Origin of the sequence: Sebaldella termitidis ATCC 33386, assembly GCF_000024405.1 — a bacterium.
In the GTDB taxonomy this organism is placed as follows: domain Bacteria; phylum Fusobacteriota; class Fusobacteriia; order Fusobacteriales; family Leptotrichiaceae; genus Sebaldella; species Sebaldella termitidis.
The window spans coordinates 747,983-773,273 of sequence record NC_013517.1; the positions used below are offsets into that span (position 1 = coordinate 747,983).

The 25,291-nt window shown below is 33.8% G+C and carries 21 protein-coding genes and 1 riboswitch; of the genes, 17 read left to right on the plus strand and 4 right to left on the minus strand.

Going from position 1 to position 25,291, the window contains the following annotated elements; genetic code table 11:
* Positions 1–311 precede the first annotated feature (311 nt).
* From STERM_RS03420 to STERM_RS03490, 15 genes are all read left to right on the plus strand, one after another.
* Positions 312–1,400, plus strand: coding sequence for a glycoside hydrolase family 88/105 protein (locus STERM_RS03420; RefSeq protein WP_012860164.1), 1,089 nt, complete (start codon positions 312–314; stop codon positions 1,398–1,400).
* Positions 1,401–1,448: 48 nt separating this feature from the next.
* Positions 1,449–2,750 (plus strand): ABC transporter substrate-binding protein, encoded by a 1,302-nt coding sequence (locus tag STERM_RS03425; protein WP_012860165.1) that lies wholly within the window; start codon positions 1,449–1,451, stop codon positions 2,748–2,750.
* A gap of 88 nt (positions 2,751–2,838) precedes the next feature.
* A complete protein-coding gene (locus STERM_RS03430; protein WP_012860166.1) occupies positions 2,839–3,720 on the plus strand; it encodes a carbohydrate ABC transporter permease in 882 nt (293 codons plus the stop codon).
* A 1-nt stretch (position 3,721) separates the two neighbouring features.
* Positions 3,722–4,627: a carbohydrate ABC transporter permease gene (locus STERM_RS03435; protein ID WP_012860167.1), complete on the plus strand. Its 906-nt coding sequence runs from the start codon at positions 3,722–3,724 to the stop codon at positions 4,625–4,627.
* Positions 4,628–4,642: 15 nt separating this feature from the next.
* On the plus strand, positions 4,643–6,172 hold the full coding sequence (locus tag STERM_RS03440; RefSeq protein ID WP_012860168.1) for a glycoside hydrolase family 28 protein: 1,530 nt from the start codon (positions 4,643–4,645) through the stop codon (positions 6,170–6,172).
* A 66-nt stretch (positions 6,173–6,238) separates the two neighbouring features.
* Entirely contained in the window at positions 6,239–7,648 is a 1,410-nt protein-coding gene (locus STERM_RS03445; RefSeq protein WP_012860169.1) for a tagaturonate reductase, read from the plus strand.
* A 398-nt stretch (positions 7,649–8,046) separates the two neighbouring features.
* Positions 8,047–8,946, plus strand: coding sequence for an OmpG family monomeric porin (locus STERM_RS03450; protein WP_012860170.1), 900 nt, complete (start codon positions 8,047–8,049; stop codon positions 8,944–8,946).
* 372 nt (positions 8,947–9,318) lie between these two features.
* Positions 9,319–10,218, plus strand: coding sequence for an OmpG family monomeric porin (locus STERM_RS03455; RefSeq protein WP_012860171.1), 900 nt, complete (start codon positions 9,319–9,321; stop codon positions 10,216–10,218).
* Positions 10,219–10,440: 222 nt separating this feature from the next.
* Positions 10,441–10,809: a hypothetical protein gene (locus STERM_RS03460; RefSeq protein WP_012860172.1), complete on the plus strand. Its 369-nt coding sequence runs from the start codon at positions 10,441–10,443 to the stop codon at positions 10,807–10,809.
* Between the two features lie 111 nt (positions 10,810–10,920).
* The gene (locus tag STERM_RS03465) at positions 10,921–11,142 is read left to right on the plus strand and encodes a hypothetical protein (protein WP_012860173.1); all 222 of its coding nucleotides are present in this window, start codon (positions 10,921–10,923) and stop codon (positions 11,140–11,142) included.
* A gap of 145 nt (positions 11,143–11,287) precedes the next feature.
* Positions 11,288–11,596 carry a helix-turn-helix transcriptional regulator gene (locus STERM_RS03470; protein ID WP_012860174.1) on the plus strand — a complete coding sequence of 103 codons (309 nt, stop codon included), beginning with the start codon at positions 11,288–11,290 and terminating at the stop codon, positions 11,594–11,596.
* Between the two features lie 86 nt (positions 11,597–11,682).
* Positions 11,683–11,848, plus strand: a riboswitch (M-box (ykoK) riboswitch).
* Between the two features lie 257 nt (positions 11,849–12,105).
* On the plus strand, positions 12,106–14,742 hold the full coding sequence (gene mgtA, locus STERM_RS03475; protein WP_012860175.1) for a magnesium-translocating P-type ATPase: 2,637 nt from the start codon (positions 12,106–12,108) through the stop codon (positions 14,740–14,742).
* 193 nt (positions 14,743–14,935) lie between these two features.
* On the plus strand, positions 14,936–15,403 hold the full coding sequence (locus STERM_RS03480; RefSeq protein WP_012860176.1) for a hypothetical protein: 468 nt from the start codon (positions 14,936–14,938) through the stop codon (positions 15,401–15,403).
* Between the two features lie 297 nt (positions 15,404–15,700).
* Complete coding sequence (locus STERM_RS03485; RefSeq protein WP_012860177.1) at positions 15,701–16,180, plus strand: GNAT family N-acetyltransferase; 480 nt, start codon at positions 15,701–15,703, stop codon at positions 16,178–16,180.
* Between the two features lie 20 nt (positions 16,181–16,200).
* Positions 16,201–16,611: an ACT domain-containing protein gene (locus STERM_RS03490; protein WP_012860178.1), complete on the plus strand. Its 411-nt coding sequence runs from the start codon at positions 16,201–16,203 to the stop codon at positions 16,609–16,611.
* On the opposite strand, the gene STERM_RS03495 is transcribed toward STERM_RS03490, so the two are convergent.
* A complete protein-coding gene (locus tag STERM_RS03495; protein ID WP_012860179.1) occupies positions 16,592–17,200 on the minus strand; it encodes a 5-formyltetrahydrofolate cyclo-ligase in 609 nt (202 codons plus the stop codon). The genes STERM_RS03490 and STERM_RS03495 overlap by 20 nt on opposite strands.
* Positions 17,201–17,314: 114 nt before the next feature.
* On the opposite strand from STERM_RS03495, the gene STERM_RS03500 reads away from it, so the two are divergent.
* Both STERM_RS03500 and STERM_RS03505 read left to right on the plus strand, forming a co-directional pair.
* Positions 17,315–18,097: a hypothetical protein gene (locus STERM_RS03500; protein WP_012860180.1), complete on the plus strand. Its 783-nt coding sequence runs from the start codon at positions 17,315–17,317 to the stop codon at positions 18,095–18,097.
* Positions 18,098–18,155: 58 nt separating this feature from the next.
* Positions 18,156–19,298 (plus strand): cysteine desulfurase family protein, encoded by a 1,143-nt coding sequence (locus STERM_RS03505; RefSeq protein ID WP_012860181.1) that lies wholly within the window; start codon positions 18,156–18,158, stop codon positions 19,296–19,298.
* Between the two features lie 83 nt (positions 19,299–19,381).
* On the opposite strand, the gene STERM_RS03510 is transcribed toward STERM_RS03505, so the two are convergent.
* From STERM_RS03510 to STERM_RS03520, 3 genes are all read right to left on the minus strand, one after another.
* A complete protein-coding gene (locus STERM_RS03510; RefSeq protein WP_012860182.1) occupies positions 19,382–20,386 on the minus strand; it encodes a LacI family DNA-binding transcriptional regulator in 1,005 nt (334 codons plus the stop codon).
* Between the two features lie 75 nt (positions 20,387–20,461).
* A complete protein-coding gene (gene ebgA, locus STERM_RS03515; RefSeq protein ID WP_012860183.1) occupies positions 20,462–23,536 on the minus strand; it encodes a beta-galactosidase subunit alpha in 3,075 nt (1,024 codons plus the stop codon).
* A complete protein-coding gene (locus STERM_RS03520; RefSeq protein WP_049768966.1) occupies positions 23,533–25,287 on the minus strand; it encodes an amylo-alpha-1,6-glucosidase in 1,755 nt (584 codons plus the stop codon). The genes ebgA and STERM_RS03520 overlap by 4 nt, the downstream gene beginning before the upstream one ends.
* Positions 25,288–25,291: the final 4 nt, after the last annotated feature.

Genomic DNA, 25,291 nt, shown 5'->3' on the forward strand with positions numbered 1-25,291 from the left:
TTTTCTATCGGGGTATCACCCGTTTATATAGAAAAAAATTCATATTTCTCAAGTTGTAAGCTTGTAAATACCCAAATTTAAAAGTATATTTATTTGAGTTTTTAATTGCCATATTACAAAATTTGGGTATTACAGCTTTTCAAAGTAATGTGATTTTTTTAATAAAATTATGTAAAAAACTGTACATGATTTTATCAATTTAATTCTAAAAAACTGATTACATAAAAGGGTTTAGAGAAATAATCAAATTATCAGTTTAGTTATATGAAAATTTTTAAGATATATATGAAAAAATATAAAAGGAGCTGGAAATGTTAGAAAATTTTGTTAAACAGATAATGGAAAATTTTAGTTTTTATAAAGAAAGCTGGAATTATGAGGATGGATGCATATATACAGGTATTATGGATATGTATAATGCGACCGGTGATGAAAAATATTATGATTTCGTTTTTGACAATATAAAAAAATGGATAGGTAAAGACGGAAAAATAAGAAATTATGAAATTTCCGAATATAATATTGATAATTTGAATTCAGGAAAAGTCCTGTTTTCAATATATAGCAGAACAAAGGAAAAAAAATACGAAACAGCAATAAAAGAACTTTATGAACAGGTAATGACACATCCGAGAACACTTGAGAAGAATTTCTGGCATAAAAAAATATATCCGAATCAGGTATGGCTTGACGGTCTGTATATGGCTCTTCCGTTTTATCTGGAATATGAAAATGTATTTAACAGCAGAAAGAGTTATGATGATATATACAATCAGATATTAAATGTAGAAAAATATATGAAAGACGGGAAAACAGGTCTTTACTACCATGGCTATGATGAATCGAGAGAAGAAAGATGGGCTGATTCCGAAACAGGACTTTCACAGAATTTCTGGTCAAGAGCAATGGGCTGGTATGTAATGGCTTTAATAGATGTACTTGAAATAACTGATGATAAATATGAAAAAAAGGAAAAAGTAAAGGAGGTATTCAGAAAGGCAGCAGATGCACTTTTAAATTTTCAGGATAAAGAAAACGGGATGTGGTATCAGGTAATAAACAAGGGAGATAATCCGAAAAACTATGCAGAAACTTCCGGAACACTTATGATAGCATACTCTATACTAAAGGGATGCCGTCTGGGAATTTTGGATGACGGATATAGAAAATCCGGTGAGAAGGCTTTTTACGGAACTATGAAAAAATACCTTTCGGAGAAAGACGGAAAAATAATTCTCGGCGGTATATGCGGAGTAGCTGGACTGGGTAATGACCCGTACAGAGACGGAAGCGAAGAATATTATTATTCAGAAAGGCTTATATCGAATGATGCCAAAGGAACAGGACCGTTTCTTATGGCTTACAGCGAGATAATACAAAATCAGAATATAACAAAATAAATTTGAATCAAAAAATAAATTTGAGAAAATAAAATTCAGGAGGAAAATATGAAAAAAATATTTATGTTATTAATGACATTTTTATTAATGATAAGCTGCGGCGGAGATAAAAAATCAGGCGGAGACGCAGGAGGAGACGGAAAAGAAGTAACCTTGAGATTTTCATGGTGGGGTGGAGATGAAAGACATGAAAAAACTCTGCAGGTAATAAAACTCTTCGAGGAAAAGAATCCAGGAGTAAAAATTAAGGCTGAATATTCTGGATGGACAGGACATTATGAGAAAATAACTACTCAGATGGCCGGAGGAACAGCAGCAGACATTATGCAGGTAAATCATAACTGGCTGGATGCTTTCTCCAAAGACGGAAACGGATACTACGACTTAAACCAGATGGCTGAACAGCTGCACTTAGATAACTATTCAAAGGAAGAACTGGCAAAAACTACAATAGACGGAAAATTAAATGCTATTCCCGTGGGAATAACTGCAAAAGAATTTTATTATAATTCTAATACATTTCAAAAAGCCGGACTGGAAATTCCAAAAACTTGGGATGAGCTTTTTAACGCAGGAAAAGTATTTAAGGAAAAATTAGGGGATGATTACTATCCAATGCAGGCAAATGCAGAGTATGCATTTCAGACAATGCTTTACTATCTGGAGCAGAAAACAGGAAAACCGTTTATTAATGATCAGAAGCAAATCAACTATACAGAAGAGGAGCTTACAGAGGGTATGAAGTTTTTTGAAAGACTTGTAAGCGAACATGTATTGGTTCCGTTACCTGTAAAATTATCAGCAGGAAATGTACCTTTGAATGAAGATGTAAACTGGATAAAAGGAAAATATGCGGGAGTTTATGAGTGGGACAGTTCTGTAGAAAAATATCAGGGAACACTTGAAGAAGGTCAGCAGCTGGTAGTAGGGGAATTTCCTACACTTGACGGAGCAGCTAAAGAAAATGCAGCTTTAGTAAAAGTTTCACTGGCTTTTGCGATAAACAAGAAATCAAAGAATCCGGAAATGGCGGCAAAATTCATAGACTTTATGCTTAATGATCCTGAGGCAGTGGAAATACTGGGGCTTTCAAGAGGGATACCTTCAAGTAAGGCTGCACAGGATGTATTAAAAGGTAAGGATATGTTAAAAGGTCTTTCATACGAAGGATACTTAAAAATGCAGGCAAGTCAGGGATTTGGTCTTTCGACTCTTGTAGAACACAGTAAATTTAAGGAGCTTTACAATTCTACATTTGAAGAATTAGGATATGGAAAAATAACTGCGGAACAGGCAGCAAAAAAATTATTAACTGACGGAAATGATATATTAGCCAGTATAACAAGATAAGATAACAAAAGCATACAGGGAAGTCTGCAAATGACAGCTTTCCTGTATGGAAAATTTTATAAAGCTATATAAGGAGAGGTGAAATAAGATGAAACTAACTAAAAAGCAGATGGGGATGATCTATCTGACACCTTGGATTATCGGTATTCTGGTATTTAAGCTGGTTCCGTTTGTATCAACGCTGGTCTTGAGCTTTGCAGATTATGACCTTATTACTGCACCAAGATTTATTGGATTTCAAAATTATATAAAGATATTTACACAGGATAAAAAATTTGTTACATCATTAATTGTTACATTTAAGTATGTGTTTTTAACAGTTCCTATAAAACTGGCTTTTGCGTTATTTATAGCATATATACTGAATTTCAAGCTAAAAGGGGTAAATTTTTTCAGAACGGCTTATTATATTCCTTCTATACTGGGTGGAAATGTGGCTATTGCGGTTTTATGGAGATTTTTATTTGCAGATACGGGATTAATAAATGTTTTGACAACAAAAGCAGGACTCGGAACCGTAAGCTGGCTCGGAGATCCGTCAACAGCATTGTTTACGCTTACATTGCTGAGAGTATGGCAGTTTGGTTCCGCTATGGTTATATTTCTGGCTGCATTGAAGAATATACCGGAGACACTTTATGAAGCTGCACAGATAGACGGGGCTTCAAAGATGAAGATGTTTTTCAGCATAACGATACCGCTTTTGACGCCTGTTATATTTTTTAACTTTATTATGCAGCTGGTACAGGCATTTCAGGAATTTAATGGTCCGTATATTATTACAAACGGGGGACCGCTGAATTCAACATATCTGTACTCACTGCTTATATACGACAACTCATTTAAATATTTCAGTATGGGTTATGGAAGTGCGCTTTCATGGATACTCTTTGTAATTATTCTTATATTTACAGCACTTACATTCAAAACTTCAAAACACTGGGTATATTATTCAGACGGGGAGGCATAACATGAATGAAAATATTGTTATAGATAAAGATATAGTGGAAATGAACAAAAAAAGGCTGAAAAAAATGAAAATGAAAAATACAGTAAATTCGGCTGTAAGATATTCTGTACTTATAATAGTAGGATTTATAATGCTTTATCCTCTTTTATGGATGATTGGTTCATCATTTAAAACCAATGCGGAAATTTTCAGCTCTGTAGGCTTTATTCCAAAATCACTTAATTTTGATAATTATGTAAAAGGATGGGAGACTTCGACAGAATATAGTTTCACCACATATTTTATAAATACTTTTAAGATACTCGTACCAAAGGTTTTCTTTACGATAATTTCTACTGTTATCACTGCATATGCATTTGCAAGATTCAAAATTCCCGGGAAAAAAATATTATTCGGAATATTAATAGGAACACTGCTTCTGCCCGAAATAGTAGTAAGAATACCTCAGTATCTGATATATAAACAGTTTGGCTGGCTGGATACTTACCTGCCTTTGATTGTTCCATCGGCATTCGGTGTAGATGCATTCTTCGTATTTATGCTTGTGCAGTTTTTCAGAGGGATTCCGAAAGACCTTGAAGAAGCTGCAGAAATAGACGGATGCAATACTTTTCAGACTTTGATTTATGTATTGGTTCCTGTTTTGAAACCGGCAATAATCTCTGTTGCGCTGTTTCAGTTTATGTGGACAATGAATGACTTTATGAGTCCTTTGATATACCTGTCAAGTGTAGAAAAATATCCTGTTTCCATAGCCTTGAAAATATCAATGGACGCCAGTGCGGCGGTGGAATGGAATAAAATTCTTGCAATGTCAGTGATAGTGCTGCTGCCTTCGCTAATAATTTTCTTTTTTGCACAAAAATACTTTGTTGACGGTGTATCTTCGAGCGGACTGAAAGAATAAAGAGAGGAAGATAAAATGAAAATAAAGCTGTTATGTAAAACTCCGAAAACAATTACATTTCAGATAATAAATGAAAACTGCTTTTATCTTGATGAAGAAACAGAAATATATGTAAACGGGGAAAAAGAGCTCGTGACTTCAAAAAATATAAATACAATTTATAATCTTATACCCGATAAAGAATATATTATTTTCGTGAAAAATTCAGAAGGAGAAAGCAATAAACTGAAAGTGAAAACAGAATTTGCGGCTTTTATTCTGGATATCAGGGAATTCGGAGCTGTAGGTGACGGAAAAACAGTGAATACATTTGCTATTCAGACAGCAATACTTTCAGCACCTGAAAATTCTATAATAGAAATTCGTGACGGGAATTATCTTACTGGACCTGTTCTTCTAAAAAGCAATATCACAATCAATATTGCCGGAAATGCAAGACTTACAGCTCTGAAAGAAAGAGAGATGTATCCTATACTTCCGGCCAGTATTAACAAAGCTGACAGAACTTTTTATCTCGGTTCATGGGAAGGGGAGCCGGCAGCCTGTTTTGCAAGTCTTTTTACAGGGGTAAGTGTAAATAATGTAAATATAACTGGTGAAGGAACTATTGACGGTAATTCTGACAGGGAAACCTGGTGGAAGGATGCAAAGATAAAGAGAATATCATGGCGTCCCAGAACGATATTTCTTACAGACTGCAGTAATATAAATATAGTGGGGATAAATATAGAAAATTCGCCTTCATGGACATTGCATCCTGTCTTTTCATCAAATCTTGGTTTTTTTGATATGAAAATAAGGAATCCTAAAGATTCTCCCAATACAGACGGCATAGACCCGGAATCATGTAAGAACGTGAGTATAATAGGGGTGAAATTCTCTGTAGGCGATGACTGTATAGCAATAAAGTCAGGAAAAGGTAAAATAGGCCGGGAAATAGGTATTCCTTCGGAAAATATAAATATAGAAAACTGTCATATGGAATTTGGACACGGAGGTGTGGTCATAGGCAGTGAAATGTCCGGCGGAATAAAAAATGTAAATATAAAAAACTGTCTCTTTGAAAATACAGACAGAGGACTGAGAATAAAAACAAGAAGGGGAAGAGGCGGAATAATTGACGGGATTCATGCTGAAAATATAGTAATGGACAAAGTCCTGACACCATTTGTAATAAATGAATTTTATTATTGCGACAGTGACGGAAAAACAGAATATGTATGGAATAAAGATAAACTGGAAATAACAGAAGAAACTCCGGTTATAAAAAATATTACTTTTAAAAATATGGTATGTAAAAATTCGGAGGTATGTGCGGGATTTATGTACGGACTTCCTGAAAGAAAGATAGAGAGGGTTGTGTTAGAAAATCTTACCATAGATTTTGCCGAGGATCCAAGGAGGGATATTCCGGCAATGATGGATTTTATTGATTCACAAAGCAGAGGAGGATTTTATTTTAATAATATAAAAGATCTTGAAATAAAAAATCTGACTGTAAAAAATGCCGAGGGTGAAGAAATAATCAGGAACAATGTAGAATAAGCCGTATCAGGTTTATATTTTGAATTGTAAGATTTTATTATGGTTATTTAGAGAGGAGAGAGTTTTTTGGAAAGAACCAGAAGATATCCCGAAAAAATAATTCAGTTTGGGGAAGGAAACTTTTTAAGATGTTTTATTGACTGGCAGATAGATATATTAAATGAAAAAACTGATTTTAATTCGGGAATTACAGTTATAAGACCGATTGATTATGACAGTGTACCCCTTCTGGATACACAGGACGGGCTGTATACTACTGTTATAAGGGGAATCAATGAAAGCGGCGAGGCAGTAAAGGACTACAGGCTTATTCAGTCTGTAAACAGGGAAATACCGGTTTATAAGGAATTTGATAAATATCTGAAGCTGGCTGAAAATCCTGAAATAAAATGGATTATATCAAATACTACAGAAGCAGGAATTGTATTTGACGGGAATGATAAATATGAAGACAGACCGCAGAGCACATTTCCCGGAAAACTTACAAGACTGCTGCATGAAAGATATAAGCTTTTTAAGGGAAGTAAAGACAGCGGATTTATAATACTGCCATGTGAGCTGATAGACTATAACGGTAAAATTCTGAAAGAAACTGTAATGAAGTATGCTGATATCTGGAAGCTGGACAGCGGATTTAAGGAATGGCTGACAGAAGCAAATACATGGTGTTCTACACTGGTAGACAGAATAGTAACAGGATATCCGTTTTCTGAAAAGGAAGAGCTGGAAAAAGAACTGGGATATAAGGATAATTTTATTACTACAGGAGAATATTTTTACCTGTTTGTAATACAAGGTCCTAAATGGCTGGAAAAAGAGCTGAAACTGGATAAAGTCAATATGAATATAAAAATAGTGGATGATATAAAACCATATAAACTAAGAAAAGTGGGTATATTGAACGGTGCTCATACTTTAATGGTTCCTGTGGCTTATTTATACGGGCTTGATACGGTAAAAGAAAGCATAGAGGACCCTGTCATAGGAAAGTATGTGAAAGAAGCGGTATTTGACGAAATAATCCCTGTATTGGATATGGAGGAGAAGGAACTTACAGATTTTGCAAATTCAGTAATAGACAGATTCAGAAACCCTTATATAAAGCATATGTTAATGTCAATATCACTGAATTCTATGAGTAAATACAAGTCGAGAATTCTTCCGCAGCTTTTGGGATACTATGAGAAGTATGATAAACTGCCTGAAAAGCTGGTATTTTCACTTGCGGCACTGATAAGATTTTATAAAGGAACCAGAAATGAAGAAAAAATTGATCTGAAAGATGATGCATATATTTTGGAATTTTATAATGAACTTTGGGATGGAGAAAATCACAATTATACTAGTATGGTAGAAAAGGTACTTAAACTTGAAAAATTATGGGGTTGTGACTTAAGTAATATAGATGGTTTATTAAAATTAACATCTTTTTATCTTAATGAAATAGATAATGAAGGTATAAAAAAAATGCTGTAAATAGTAAAAAAATAATAATATGACTTTACAAATGGAAAAAACGAGGTATAAAGTATTAAACTTATAATTTCAATATTTTTATGCCTTGTGGCTTTTATTGAAAAAAGATTGAATGTTTAATCAAATGAACTGGAGTTTAATATTTTATTGGTTGAATTAAATTCTTTGTCATATATTAGAAAAAATGTGAAAATATTTCTTTTTCATATGTAATTATCAATTTTATGTAATTAATTTTTATGATATTAATTATTGTTTTTAGATTATTTTATATATCATAAAATATAAAAATAAAATTTGAAAATGACATTGTTTTAGTTACTAATATTTAAAATTTGTTGTTTTAAGAATGCCGGATTTTAAATATTTATATAAAAAAATATTTTTTGGAGGTTGTGATGAAAAAATTACTAGTGTTAAGTCTGTTTTTGGGACTTATGGGTAGTGCGTATGCTTTGGAAAAGGTAGATATAACTACAGGGGTTTACATGGAATCTGAAAATCATAATGCAGAATATAATTCAAGTGATGTAACTGTACATGGTGTCAGAGCAAAGCTGGATTTTAAAGATTTTCCTTTATGGACAGAATTTGCATATGAGTACAGAAATGCTGACAGTCTTTCAGGACATCAGGGTGACGAAGACAGATATAAGTTTATGCTTGGATCTAGATTTAATGCAGGAGATTTTAGCTTTAGACCTGAATATGAATTAAGAGTAGGGGATAAAAGAGAATCGGCTGAAAAAAATGTCGGTCACAGATTTAAGCCGAATTGGGGATATAAGTTTAACGACCAATGGTCATTGTTCAACGGATGGTTATTTGCTTATGAACCTAATAAAGCGTACAGAGGGTATTCAGAAACAAAAACATGGGATGACTATTACCATGAGATAGAAACAGGATTGAAATTCAAATTTGCTGATGATCAGGCAGTAGCTTTCGGATTCTATAATGAATATAAGAAAGAAGAAAAGTCTGATATGTATCAAAGAGCTAAAAAGTTTGATGAGTGGCAGATAAGACTTGCTTATGAGAAAAAATTCGATAATGGAATTTTAGTATCTCCATTTGCAAGAATAACAGTAAGTCAAAAAGAAGAAGCTAAAGAAGGTTATGATATCAAATCTAAAGGAAAAGGAAGATATGGTGTTAAAATGGGATATGCTGCTGACAATGGTCTTGGCGTATATGGAGAAACATATTATCAGAATGAGCCTAGAGAAGTAGACGGTCATGATCAGTCTGATAAAAATAGATTCTTCCTGAAATTAGGTGTTGATTACACTTTTTAATCCGAATAATAAAAAGTGATTTACTTCCAATATAAATATGCAAAACTGTCTGATATTTCAGACAGTTTTTTTGTGGGAAAATTTTTTATTAAGTGAGAAAAATAATATTCATTAAAATAAAAATATGGTTAATTAATATTAAAAATAACTGGATCAGTATTTACAATTTCCAAAAACGAGGTATATATTAATCGTACAAATAATTAATTATGATTCTTGGATTTTATTAGGAGATGATAAATTAGATACAGAAGATTTTTTATTGGTATGAAATTTCGCTGATTTTTATTGGTTGACTGCCGCAGGAAGGCAGCCTGAATTTAGGGCAACAATATTTTAATATAAATAAATTCAAATTTTTGGAGGTTGTGGATGAAAAAACTAGCAATTTTAAGTCTGTTTTTAGGACTTGTAGGAAGTGCGTATGCTTTGGAAAAGGTAAATATTACTACCGGGGTTTACATGGAAAGCGAGGATCATAATTCGGAATATTCTTCAAGTGATCTGGATGTAAAAGGTATAAAATTAAAAGCTGCAATGAAAGAAATACCTTTATGGGTTGAGTTTAACTACGAGTATAGAAATGTCAATCTTAGCGGTCACACAGGAGATGAGGACAGATATAAATTTATGATCGGATACAAATTTGAAGCAGGAAGCTTCGTATTTAGACCTGAATATGAATTGAGAATAAGAGAATTAAGAGAATCGCCTGATGAGCAGTGGGGAAACAGATTTAAGCCGAACTGGGATTATAAATTCAATGACCAGTGGACTTTGTTCAATAACTGGATGTTTACATATCAGCCGACTAAGGCATACAGAGGAATGGCTGATACTAAAAACTGGGATGACTATTATCATGAGATAGAAACAGGGATAAAGTACAAATTTGAAGGAAACCAGGCTGTTTTATTCAGCGTCTACAATGAATATGAGAAAGATGAAAAATCACCGGCTCAAGTACAGGCTTACAGCTATGATGAATGGCAGTTAAGACTTGCTTATGAGAAAAAATTCAATAACGGTGTATTCGTATCTCCTTTTGTAAGAATAGGAATAGATAAGAGTGAAAAAACAGTTCTTGGTTATGATAATGATAATAAGTTAAGAAACAGATACGGAGCAAAAATGGGATATACTGCAGAAAACGGTATAGGTGTGTATGGTGAAGCATATTATCAGGATGAAGAAATGCAGACTGCTTCAGGAGTGAAAATGAATGAAAGAGATAAAGTATTCCTTAAGCTTGGTGTAGATTACACATTCTAAGTAAAAATGCCGAATGATTTATTTAAATATATTCAATAAAACCGTCTGGAATTATTCCATGCGGTTTTTTTAGGTAAGGTAAAAATACAGCAGTAATAATTTGACAGAGGATCAAAAGAAAAGATAAAATATTATAATCAGATAATGAGTTTTTTATCTAAAAATAGCTCCGGAAAAATTTAGAAATAAAAGCAGAAAAATTATATATATGAAGGTGGAAAGATGCAGTGGATTATTTTGATAGGTGATGAAAATTTTGATATTAGCAGCATAAAGGCTATAGAGCATTATGAAAGTATAAATTGCTATGATGTGGATGAAGGCAGGTATTGTGTAGATTATGGGAAAGACCATATTTTCTATGATTTGGATAATCTGACTGATGATTATGAAGAAGATGAGCTTTTGAAAATTCCGTTTAAAAATCCCCGCTTTATTGTGATGGTTTATACATCAAAAGAGCTTATGAAAAAAATATTGCAGCAGGATAATTATTTACGTAATATTTATGTGGATAATGACCATGAATGTATTCTTCCGATTGAAAAATTTATTGAAATCGGTATGCCGGTTGACTGGGGAAAATGTTAATTTTGAAAAAAAAGAAGGAACTGAATTTTTTGATATGGAAAAATAAAATTTATCAGAATGTCTTAAATGGATCAATGAATAAAAAAACAGCAATGAAAATGGGAGTCAGCCGTGAAAAATAAGAAGATGAATGAAAAATGGAAAGAAATAGGGATATTATTAGCAAATGATCCAAAAATAAAAATTCCTTGTCCTGTCTGTAAATATAAACAGCTTGAAGTAACAGATATCAATGCAGAGAGCGAGATTGATACAACTTTATTTGAAAGAATTATATTTTGTTCTAATTGCAACGGAAGAATTTATTTGAGAATGCATCATAAAAATAAGTAGTTTAGAGGATAAAAATTGAAAAAAGGAAAAATATATCAATAATTTTATTTTATCCTTATTTTCACGTAAAAAAGATATCAACCCTTGATTATTTCATATACAAATCATCTCATTCATGCTATAGTAAAGAAAAAAGGGAGAAAATATGATTTCTAAAATATTAAAATGCATTGCACAGGAAGATGTACTGAGAATTCTTAATCTGATTAACTGCAAAAAGACAATAAGCGAGGATGAGCTAAATGAAGTACTGAATATGCCGAGCTTTGAAATACATAAGCATATAAAAGAGCTGATTAATCTGGAAGTCATTATCGACAGGGAAATAGACAGAAAAGAAGTTTATTTTTTTAACAGTGCTTTTGTAAAGAAGTTTAAGTTTTTTGAAGTATTAATGAACGAACTTGAAAATGAGAATTTATATGTTCTGGATATGAGAAATCTGAGAAAATAATCTGAACAGATAAAAGTCATTACATTAAAACAAATAATCAAAAAAATTTGACATTTGTATTTTTTTATGAGTATAATATGTTGTCAATTGAATATCGGTAGGTGAGGTTAACTCAAGGGATACGGATTGCTGCCGCGGGAAGATGGAGACATTTTTTCGTTTTGGTATGAGCAGTCTAGGTCGATTCAAGGCTTAGAATAATGCAATTTCATTGCCCTGAGAAGCTAAAACTCGTACGATACTGTAATAGTAAACTTCGCCGTCTTTATGTGGGCGTTTTTTTATTTATAAATATTAAATTCAGGAGGTGGAAGAAATGCCGGAAGAACCCAGTAAGAATATAGAGCACAGGAGAATTACATATAATATAAGTATTTGCATGGAAAGTGGAAGGATTTCTTCCATCATATTGTAATGAAATAAATTTTTGGAAAATTATTGTATGAAATTCTTCAAGGCTTTATATTTTTGAGACATAGATTAAAAATAATAGCTTTGGAGGTAGGACAATGAAAAAAAGAGAAAATTTTCTGTCTTTTTCTGCTGCAGATCTGTTTAGATATGCAGAAATGGACATGAACGAGGTATATGAAGGATTAGAAAGCAGCAGCAGAGGTTTGAGCGAAGAGGAAGCTGAGGACAGACTTGAAATATTCGGTTTGAACGAAGTAAAGCATAATAAACAGGAAACATGGATAACACAGTTATCAAAAGCTTTTATAAATCCCTTTGTAGTTGTATTAATGCTACTTGCGGGAGTTTCTTTCATAACGGACGTATTTATGGAAACACAGGGTAAAAAAGACTGGACAACAGTTATAATAATAGGTCTTATGGTAGGTATCAGCGGAATGCTGAGATTTGTTCAGGAAATGAGATCCGGGAAAGAGGCAGAGAAGCTGAAAGCGCTTGTTCATAATACAAGTGATGTGCTGCGTAAGGATGGGAACAGACAGGAAATTCCGATGAAAAATGTGGTGCCGGGTGATATTGTAAGGCTTGCGGCAGGGGATATAATTCCCGGTGATTTGAGAATAATATATTCAAAGGATTTATTTTTAAGTCAGTCTATGCTTACAGGAGAAGCAGAGCCTGCTGAAAAATATAATGTTATAAAAAATCCGGATGAAAAGAAAACAGTCCTTGAGCTGGATAATATATGTTTTATGGGAACAAACGTAGTCAGCGGAAGCGGAATTGCAATAGTTGTCAATACAGGAAACAGAACATATTTTGGTTCTATGGCAAAAAGTCTTGCGGAAAAAAGACCTGAGACTAGCTTTGACAAAGGCGTAAACAGTGTAAGCTGGCTTTTGATAAAATTTATGCTTGTAATGATACCGCTGGTATTCTTAATAAACGGAATAATAAAAGGCGACTGGCTGAGTGCATTTTTATTTGCTGTTTCTATAGCCGTGGGACTGACTCCCGAGATGCTTCCTATGATAGTTACCACTAACCTTGCCAAAGGCGCGGTTTTTATGTCAAAGCATAAAACAGTAGTAAAAAGTCTGAATTCGATACAGAATTTTGGTGCTATGGATGTACTTTGTACTGATAAGACAGGAACTCTGACACAGGATAAAATTGTACTTGAAAAGCATCTTGATGTACACGGTAATGAAAATGACAATGTTCTAAAGCATGCTTATCTGAACAGCTACTACCAGACAGGACTCAAAAATCTTATGGATCTGGCAGTTATAGAATATGGAAATGAAATAGGACTGGAAAAAATACAGGATAAATATGAAAAAGTAGATGAAATACCATTTGATTTTGCAAGAAGAAGAATGTCAGTGGTAATAAAGGATAAAAGCGGGAAAACGCAGATGGTAACAAAAGGTGCAATAGAAGAAATGCTTTCGATATGCAGTCATACTGTTTATAACGGCAGAGCAATAGAGCTTACTGATAACATAAAGGATGAAGTAAGAAAAAATGCAATAGAGCTGAATGAGGACGGTATGAGGGTAATAGGAGTGGCACAGAAAACGAATCCGAGAAGTGAAGGGCTGTTCAGTGTGGAAGATGAGAAAAATATGCTCCTGATGGGATACATAGGCTTTCTCGATCCTCCTAAAGACAGTGCGGCAAAAGCAATACAGGCGCTTCATGAGTACGGTGTCAGCATAAAGGTGCTTACAGGTGATAATGAAATAGTAACAAAAAAAATATGTAAAGAAGTAGGAATAAAAGCAGAAAAAATAATTCTTGGGGTAGAGGTAGAAGAGCTTAGTGAGCTACAGCTGGAAAATATTGTGGAGGAAACTACAATATTTGCAAAATTATCTCCGCTTCAAAAATCAAGAGTGGTAAAGGCGCTTCAGAGAAGAGGGCATACAGTAGGATATATGGGTGACGGTATCAATGATGCACCGGCGCTGAAAGACGCAGATGTAGGAATATCTGTCGATACAGCCGTAGAAATAGCAAAAGAATCTGCTGATATTATTCTTCTGGAAAAAAGTCTTATGGTGCTTGAAGAAGGAGTAATAGAAGGAAGAAGAACTTTCGGAAATATAATAAAATATATAAAAATGACTGCGAGCTCAAATTTCGGTAACATGTTCAGTGTACTTGTGGCAAGTATATTTTTGCCTTTTCTGCCAATGCTTCCGATACATATACTTATACAAAATCTTATTTATGATATTTCGCAGATTTCGATACCATGGGATACGATGGACGAAGATTATCTAAAGCAGCCTAGAAAATGGGATGCATCTGGAATAAGCAGGTTTATGATTTTTATAGGACCGATAAGCTCAATATTTGATATAGTTACTTTTTTGGTGATGTGGTTTGTATTTAAATGCAGTGCAGGAACAGAAGCTGCACAGGCATTATTTCATTCAGGATGGTTTGTAGAGGGACTTTTGTCGCAAACATTGATTGTACATATGATACGTACAAAGAAGATACCTTTTATTCAGGATTCGGCTTCATTCCCGGTAATGATGCTTACATTCCTTGCAATGATAGCCGGAATAGTAATACCATTTACATCATTTGGACGTTCGGTAGATCTTACTGCACTTCCTCCGCTTTACTTTGTATGGCTTGCGGGAATTCTGATATCATATTGTTTCCTTACGCAGGTAGTAAAAAAATGGTATATTAAAAAGTTTAATTCATGGCTGTAGCTTGTCAATACAGTACTTGTTTATGCAAAATAAACAAGACAAGGTATAGATATATTTATACATATATATTACCCTGATTTTTATCAGGGTAATTTTTTTATAAAATAAACTGTAAAGTAATATTGCTTTTGCTAAAAAACAGGGTAAAATTTATTATGGTATTTTATATAAAAGTGAAAAAACGGAGGGATTTATGGCAAAAAAATTTTCTGATGAGGTATGTCTGGCTAATTATAAAAAAGTTCAGGAATTATTCAATAAGGTAATACCGGATCACAGCCGTTTTTCTGTAGTATACGGCTGTGGAGTAGATGTAGGAATGACTAACTTTGTGGTTGTCCGTAAAACTACCTATACATATTCCAGTTATGCAGTAGGCTTTGACACAGGCGGGGAAGAGATAGTGATACTGCCGATAGATATTGATATGGAGTCATACGGATCACCTGTATATCTGAAAAAATCCGAAATTGACAAGGCGAAAATAAGCTGGCTGTCAAAAGAAATAACAATACGGGATAAAAGACTTCCTAAAAAATATATTCAGTTCAGTGTCCCTGAAATGATTAATCAGGATCCTGACAATGTTGTTATTCCGGTAAAGCAAAATGAGGAAGCAAAAAGATTTGCGGAATTTTTTAAGAAAAGCTATTCAAAATAGAAGTACTAAAAACAAATCTTTTGGGAAAAAGTTTTGTAAAATGGGCGTGTAAAAAATAAGGCTCATTTTTTATTAATATTATTTTGAAAGGCGTGGTTTTCAGCAGTTTACCGTATAATACCAATTTGTATATGATTTTATCTGCTATTGCTAAGAATGTATAATCTGAGTAAAAATAATGTTTTTTTAAAATAAAGTGTTGATTTTATTGATATAGAAATGTTATATTATGTTATAAGCAGATTTAATCTGTTTTTGCGGGAATATAACAAATTTTTTGGGAGGTTTTCTAGACAGATGAAGGAACTTATAAAAATACGTGAAGCACAGGAAAATGATACTGGGATCATTCTGGAGTTTATAAAGGAACTGGCAGTATATGAAAAATTACTGCATGAAGTAACTGCGGATGAATCTTTACTGAAAAAAACACTGTTTGATACTGAGTATGCAAAAGTATTAATAGCTGAATATGACGGTGAACCTGCAGGGATGGCCTTATATTTTCACAGTTACTCTACTTTTCTGGGGAAACCGGGAATATATCTTGAAGATCTTTATGTAAAAGAGAAATTCCGAGGTAAGGGTCTTGGTAAAGGGCTTCTAAAAAAGCTCGCGGAAATATGTGATGAAAATGATTTTGGAAGACTGGAATGGTCTGTTCTTGATTGGAATAAGCCCTCAATAGATTTTTATGAAAGTCTGGGAGCTGACAGTCAGGATGAATGGATAAAATACAGAGTAACCGGTGATACTTTAAAGAAACTTTCAGAATAAGAAAAATTAGAGGAGAGAGAATGAAATTAAACATGAAGCTATTGCCGGGTGTTTACTCGGTTGTACAGGTAAAAGATATTTCCAAGATTAATTTTGAAAAATTCAAAGAATCATTTTTTAATCTCTGTATTACTGATGATGAGGTATCGGTTCTTTTGAATGAAGAGTATTCAGAATTAATTGATGAAAAAATAAATGAGGAAAAAGGATTTAAATGTCTAAAAATAGAAGGAGTTCTGGATTTCGGCGAAATTGGAATAATTGCCAAGATAAGCGGAATTCTGGCTAAAGAAGAAATAAGTATTTTTGTAGTTTCTACTTATAATACAGACTATGTTTTGGTAAAAGAAAATAAAATAGCACATGCTATACATGTGCTGAAAGAGAATCAAATTAATATATCCGAAATATCTACTCAGGTATTGTGCTAGGCAGATAACATTCCAAAAAAGTTTTTGAATATTTTGGATGATCGCTTATTACCGTTCTTTTCTCGGTAACAATAAGGTCCATTTTTATATCATTCTTACTGGTAGGAATATTATCGTATAGTTGAAAATCATAACATACACCAACTTTTAAAACAGATTTTTTAATAGAGGATAAAAAATTATCGTAAAATCCTTTGCCATAGCCTATTCTGCTTAGATTCTGGTCAAATACCACGCCCGGAACAATAATAAGGTCTAAAGTTTCCGGATCGGCATAGTCAGTATCCGAAGATTCAAGAATACCGAATTTATTTTTAACAAGTTTAGATGTATCCAAAGTATTTATTTTCATTGTTCCATCTTTAAATGTTTTTGGAATAAAAAAGTTTTTGTTTTTATACTGTTTTGTAACATTGGAAATGGTAACTTCATTTTTTATTTCCATAAATATTAAGATGTTTTTGTAGTAATCATTATTTAGAATGCAGAATAAGTTGTTAAGTATAATCTGTGATTTATGATTGACAAAATTGGGGTGTAGACGATTTCGAATATTTAAATTGAAGTCTCTTATTTCGGTTTTAGCCATTTATTATCACCTCTTTTCACATTATATCATATAAAATACATTAATAACATAGTCTTATTACAAAAAAATTGAGAATAATTAAAGGATAAATAAAAAATATATCAGGAGGAATTGATGAGTAAATTCAAAAAAATTATTTATATTTTACTTATTATGGTCATATATCTGATATTGATATTTATTCAGGTAACACCTAAGATATCTTTTAAGGGCCGGGTAATGGGAATTCCGGTGAATGAGAGAGTTTATATCTATCCGGGCAAGAATATCAGTATTTCAAAAATAGATGACAGGTATACAGGGATAATAAGTCCCGGTGTTATCGAGCTGTCGCCGGGAACACATGAGATAAAAGCGGAGTATAAAAGAGATGGAATAGCAGGCGAGTATTATTTTGAGCCTTATAATTATCCGCCGGGAACCAAGGTTATAGTCACCGCCACAGAAAAAAAAGGTGCCAGAAACGGTCTGGAATTTGATCTGAAGCTGGGAGAGGAAAAAGCCGAAGGCGGTCTAAATATTCTTGAATATATATTTTATACAATTTCTACTTTAATTGCTTCGGTGGCAGTATTTGTACTGACGAAGCAATTAAAGATAGTAAGAAAGTATGAAAGAAAAGCAAGAATAAATGAAGGAGCATTTTTAAAAACCGCGGAAGATCTTTATTTATATAAAATAAACGGGAAAAGAATAAATATCAAAAGTATGAAAGTACCGGGGGGAAAGTATTTTTTTGATATTGTTTATAAAAAGAAAAATGAAAAAGGATTTTTTGCGGGAACTACCTCTATACAATTTGATAATGTGGAAATAGAGGTATTGGATAAAGATATTCTGGAAATAGGGTATCTCATAGAAAATAAAAAAATAAGATTAGATTTTAAACTGGTATAGTATTCTGTCTGCTTTTCAGCTGATTGCAGAATAATACTGTACTGGATCAGGAGTAAAAATGATATATTTAGATAATGCGGCAAGTACAAGAGTGAGAGAAGAAGTTTTGGAAACTGTAAATGATATTTTGCTGAATGATTATGCTAATCCCGATGCTGCGCATGAATTCGGGCTACAGGCGGCCAAAAGAATAAAAAAATCCAGACAGATTATAGCAGACGCACTGAGTGTCAGCACAAAAGAGGTTTATTTTACTTCTGGAGGATCTGAGGGAAATAATATCATAATACAGGGAATAATAAACGGCAATCCAAGACAGGGGAAACATCTGATTACTACAAAAATAGAGCACCCGTCAATATTTGAGATATTTAAGGAATATGAAAGAAACGGATTTGAGGTGACATATCTGAATGTAGACTCAGACGGCAGGATAAAACTTGATGAGCTTACAGACAGTATACGTGATGATACTGTTTTGATTTCTGTGATAGCTGTAAACAGTGAGACAGGTGTAATTCAGGACTTGGAAAAAATTGGAAATATAATAAAACAAAAAAATAAAAATGTGTACTTTCACTCTGATTTTGTTCAGGGACTGGGACACATAAAGATAAATCCTGCGAAATGCCGTCTGGATGCATTAACGGTGAGCAGTCATAAAGTATACGGACCTAAAGGTGCCGGAGCAATTTATCTTTCAGGAAATGTGAAAATAAAACCGCTTATTTTCGGATCGAATCAGGAACAGGGAGTGGTGCAGAGAACCTTGAATTCATCCGGTATTATAGGTTTTGGAAAAGCAGTCCAGATTGCCTGTGAAAATTTTTCCAAAGATAATGCACAGATAAAAGAGGTAAAAGAATATCTTTTGCAAAAAATCCAAAATGAAATAAGTGATATAAGAGTAAATACCATTGAAGAAGATTCAGTTCCGCATATATTGAATATTTCATTCAGAGGGATACAGGGTGAGGTTCTGGTACATTTTCTCGGAATGAGTAAGATATATGTTTCGACGGGGTCGGCATGTTCATCAAGAAAGGGAAACAGCAGAATACTGGAAAGTATGGGACTGACTAAGGAAGAGGTCGCAGGGGGAATAAGGTTCAGTTTTTCTGTTTTTAATACAAAAGAAGAAATGGACGAAACTGTAAAAGTACTGAAAGAGGCTGTAGCAGCTATCAGAATGATGAAATAAAATTTAACTGAATATAATTATAGATAAGAGGCTTTTTGGCACAGCAGCCTCTTTTATATTACACATAAAAACTGCCTCAAAAATTATTTTGAGACAGTATTTTTTTCTATACAGCTTTTTCTTATTACAAGTTCTGTGGGGAGGATAACTTTTTTACTAAGCTTTCTGCCGTCGCGGATACGCTCCATAAGAAGACTTACTGTAGTTTCCCCCATAAAATCAGTATATATTTTCACAGTAGTAAGGGGAGGACTCATATACTGCGTTATAGAGATATCATTAAACCCTACTATGGAAATATCTTCCGGAATTGAGAGTTTATGCTCTTCTACAGCTTTATAGGCCCCGATTGCAATAGAATCGTTGGCAAGAAAGAAAGCACTCGGATATTCGGAGCTGTCTAAAATTTCATTCATATATTTATATCCGCAGTCAGAAGTAAAGGCTCCTATTTTTATAAAACTTTCATTATAAAGCTTTTTCTCTTTCATATATTCAATATAGTGAATCTGTCTGAAATCTATGGTATTTTCACCGTTTATGACATCAGAACCGCCTATAAAACCAATTTTCTTATGTCCTAAATTCAACAGATAGTCTAAAACTTTTCTTACAGATTTTCTTATATCAAATATTACACAGTCTATATTTTCATCTTCTATGTAAATATCACTGAAAATAATATTTTGATTCATTTTTTTTACAGTATCTATTTCATTCTGGGAAAAAAGTCCTGTAAGAATAATTCCGTCCAGTTTTTTCAGGCTGTCTGATATTGCATCTTTTTCTAAAATTTCATATTTTACATTATTTTGTTTTAAAGATTTTTCTATGGCAAGTCTGGTAGAAAGATAATAAATATCATCCAGTTCTTCCTGCTCGGAATATCCTTTGATAATATTTACACTATAACTGCTTTTTTTATTTTTCGGCTTCTTTTCTTTCAGATATTCCAGTTTTTCAGCAATTTCAAATATTTTTTTTCTTGTTTTGTCGGTAACCTTAAGAGTATTGTCGTAATTCAATACCCTGGATACCGTAGTTATAGAGACATGAGCTTTTTCAGCAATATCCTTAATAGTAGCCATATTTTCCTCCAGATATTATTTATACTTAATAGTATTATAATAGATTTATTTTGTCAAGATTTTCAGATATCAGCGTTAAAAAATAATTTTTTCTCCGGCTAAATCCAGATCGTTTATTTCTTTGTTATTATATAATGAAATTTTCAGAGATAAACTGAATTTTTCAAACCTGCACTTATATTTTTCCATCTGGGACTGTCCGCATGAATTGGAACCAAGGCCGTTTTGTTTGTAATCGATATTCAGAGTGATATAATCTCTCTTTTTTAGATCAGGCGTGTGTCCCGCATATTCAAGATCAGAGTCTTCAAAAAATCTTGCACTAAAGTCAAATTTATCCTGAGAGTAAACCATAAGTCCCATACCTCTGTCATTAAGCAGTCTTGTCCAGCTGCAGCTGCTTCTGCTGCCGTTTTCCTGCGGTTTTACATAGTTTGTAAAAAGTCCGTCTATATTATTTTCATAGAAGCCGAATAATTGTGATTCTTTTGAATCAGGATAAGACTCTCCGGGTCCTTTCCCGTGCCATCTCACATTTTCACAGGCTTTATTTAATCTGAGCTTTACACCGATACGCGGGATCATTTCAGGTGCCTGAGCTGTAATCCCCGAAGGAATTCCCTCAATGTCAAATAATATTGTTCCGTCAGCGAAAACCTTATACAGATATGTACTTTTATAATACCAGGCGGCATTAGGCGCTCCATTTATTGTCTTTACACATATCTCCACATAATTATCAGCAGCATTATACAGGAAGCTTTCAGTATTTTCTGTCATAAGGTTCATAAAATACTTTTTATAATAATCCTCGAGAAGATACATATCATTATCAATAGGAGCACGCCAAAAATTTAATTCAGGCCCGTTTTCCAGAATTTTTAATCCGTCTTTTTCTGCATACAGCATTCTTCCGGTAATTTTATCAAATGCACATTTAAAATCAAGACCGTAAATATTTAGTACTGACTGTGTTTCTGATACTAAAAGGGAACCATCCGTTTTCTTATTGCAGAATTCTGTTTTTTCACTAAGCAAAAACTGTGCCGCAGCCAGCTCGTGTCCCTCGTCAGACCAGTTAGTGCGTTTGTTTGTTCTGTATGAGATATTAAGATAATAGTCATGTGTATCTTTATATTTGATCTCTTTTAACGCTTCTATACAGATATTTTTTGTATCTCTGGCTGAGATATCGAGAGCCAGACTGCCGCTTTTTATGATCCTGTTATCCTCGTAAACACTGTAAGACATAGTAAGAATATTAAGATTAATAAAATCATAACGGCTTGTCAGTTTCAGAATTCCGTTATTCAGATCAACAGCCTCTGTTTTTACCGGCTCTATAATCTTTTTATATTCAAAAAGACTTGGTGACGGAGTTCTGTCAGGCATCAATAATCCGTCGATACAAAAATTACCATTATTAGGATTGTCTCCGAAATCTCCGCCATACTTATAATAAGAGTTTCCATTTTTATCATAAGCCTGAATCCCGTGATCAAACCATTCCCATACAAATCCCCCCTGCAGATGCTCGTATTCATAAAACAAATCCTGATATTCCTTGAAATTTCCCGGTCCGTTCCCCATCGCATGGGCATATTCACAGAGAATGTGAGGCTTTTTGGATGTAAGAGCTATATCTTTCATAAAAACTTTCTTTACCTCAGGTGTCTGGGAATTTTTTTCAAGCCACGTATACATAGTAGAAAAAACATCAGTTACTTCTGCTTCAAAATCACCTTCATAATGGACAAGCCTTGTGGGGTCATTTTTCTTAGCATATTCTGCCATAGCTCTGAAATTATCTCCGAAGGCTGACTCATTTCCCAGAGACCACATAATTATCGAAGGGTGATTTTTATCCCTTGCCATCATTCTTTCCAGTCTGTCGATATAAGCACTTTTCCAGACAGGATCATCAGTAATCCAGTCATATTTTTCCGTAAGCTCAAAACCATGACATTCAAGATCAGCTTCGTCGATTACATAAAGACCGTATTCGTCGCATAAGTCATAAAAGCAGGAAGAGTTAGGGTAATGTGCTGTTCTTACTGCGTTTATATTATTTTGTTTCATCAGAATAATATCTTTTTCCATCTCTTCTCTTGAAACAACACGTCCGTTTGCAGGATTATAATCGTGTCTGTTAACGCCTTTGAGCTTTATTGCTACATTATTAACAGTGAAGGTATTGCCTTTGATTTCAATTTTTCTAAATCCGGTCTTTTGTCCGGCAACTGCCAGAATCTGATCCTCTTTCTTTAGTGTAATGATGAAAGTATAAAGATATGGAGTTTCAGCAGACCATTTTTTCGGATTTGCTATTTTTTCACTTATATTATCAAAATTACTGTTTAGATTATTTTCAATATTAAGTATTTCATTATCCTGATCATCAAGAAGCAGATAATTTACGGTACAGCCCAGTACATTTCCCCTGAAGCTGACAGAAACATTCAGCACAGAGTCAGTATAATTTTCATCAAGATCAGTAGTAACAAAGATATCGTCAATACAGTCAAAAGGCTCGGCATATATCTCCACATCTCTGAAAATACCGCTCAGCCACCACATATCCTGATCTTCTAGGTAAGTTCCGTCCGACCATTGATAAACTCTTACAGTAAGGTCGTTTTCACTGTTTCGGACAATATGATCTGTAATATCAAATTCAGCTTCATATCTGGCACCTTTGCTGTAGCCTATTTCTTTGCCGTTCAGATAAATATGAAATGCAGAGTCCACACCATGAAATTTTAGTATAATTCTTTCATTTTTCCATGAATCAGGAATTGAAAATGTTCTTTTATAAATACCTGTGGGATTCAATGAAGGAACATAGGGAGGATTAATAGGAAAGTTATACCATAAATCTGAATAATGCATTTTTCCATATCCCTGCATCTGCCAGTTTCCCGGTACTGTTATATTATCCCAGTCTGATGTGTCAAAGCTCTTTTCAAAAAAGCCTTCAGGAGAATACTCAGGCGCATCTAAAAAGAGAAATTTCCATACTCCGTTCAGATTTTTGGAATTTTTTTTTCTTCTGTTGTCAATGGCAGCATTAATATTATCGTAAAGTCTGAAATCAGCTCTTTGCTTTAGTCTGTTTATATTGTTTATATTTATGTTTTCCCATATTTTCATTCGTTTGTCCTTTCGAAACTGTTATTCAGTATTAAAAATACTGCTGAAGTCCAGGCAAATCCTTTGTCACGCAGACCTTTACCGGTTTTGGCATCAAAATTTTCAGCCAGTCCGCCTGTATGTACTAAATTCAGATATCTGGCAGAAAGCTCTTTTGAAAATTCAATTTCCCCCGTGCGATACAGAGCATCTGTCATAAGCATCATAACCGGTGCCCATATAGGTCCTCTCCAATATCCGTCAGAATTATAAAACGGACTTTTCAGACTTTCTGTTGCCAGCCCGTAATCAGTGAGAAATCTTCCGTCTTCTTTTAGACCGGAAATCATTTTATCCGAAATATTTTCAGGAAGAAGCTTTCCCAGAATGAGCGGAATATACGAAATTAGAGAATCTCCCTTTGTGACTGGAATTTTCTTATTATTTTCAATTTTTTTTGAAATAAATTTTTCGCCGTTCCAGAATTCATTAATAAGTATTTTTAGAAATTCATTGCTTTTATTTTTCCAGAATTCTGTTTTATCATTCAAAGAAAGCTCTTTTGCCAGCTCTGAAAGATAATTCATCTGTAAAATGAGAAAACTGATCAGATCAGGACTTTCCAGCGGACCGCCGTCATGAAAGACAGTGCTGTTATCCCAGCCTGAATCATTTCCGTGATAATATTTCGGGATAGGATCATTTTTATGAGTTCTGTATGTGAGCCAGAAATTCGTCCATCCGGAAAGCATGTTATAAATCATTTCCAGCTTATCTTTGAAAAATTCCGGATTTTTTTCATACATATATTTTACAGCCCATCCGTGTACAGGCGGCTTGCAGCAGCTGAACGAAGCATATCTGTCATTTATATAATCAGGGAAAAGTCCGCTTTCATCCTGTAGGGAATAAAAGGCTTCCAGCTGAGCCCATGCCAGTTCGGGGTGATTTTCTATAAGAGCCATGGCAACAAAGCAGTTATCCCAGCTCCAGATGTTAGTCATCCAGTTTTTGGACATATATACTGCATCATGAGTAAGAACTCCCTCGCTGTAAACTGTATTATTCCATAAAACATAAGCTGCAAGAGCATTTTCTTCTTTATACTTTACGGGAACAGGGAAGCTTTCCAGCCATGCAGAAAATTCTTTTTTTATTTCTTCAAGACTCAGATCAAAATCTTTATATTTTTCTTTTGGGAGATAAACGCTTTTATAAAAGTGAAGAACACACTCAAAGCTTTCGCCACATATTTCTGCCTGTACCTTCTCGCTTCTTTCTTCATTCCATGGTGCGGTAATTACAGTTTTCCCAGAAAGAGGGACAAACATGGATTTTATATGCTTTGAGTAACTGTTAAACTCCCAGTTATTATTTTCGTGTGAAATAATATGATCATAAGACTGATTATTCAGCGTAAGACGGAGGGAACAGTTTTTTCCCCTGATTCTTATTTCATTCTTTTCAGAAATGATAAGCTCAATTTCGCCTTTTTTACCTGTAAGTTTCAGTCTTTCAGGCTCCATATCTATTCCATAATTCACCAAAACCCCGTCTTCCAGCATTTCAGCCAGAAGGAAGTCACCGGAATCCTCGTCTCCGCCGCGTATATTTCTTATATACAGTCCTTTTCCGAGTTCTTTTTCTTCCTTATAATAACTTACCGAAAGAAAAGAACCATATCTGCTGAATGAAATATTTTCTATATTTATTTTCATTTTTTTCCTTTCGATACAGTTTTTATTTATTTCTATTGCCTGAAAATTCTGCATTATC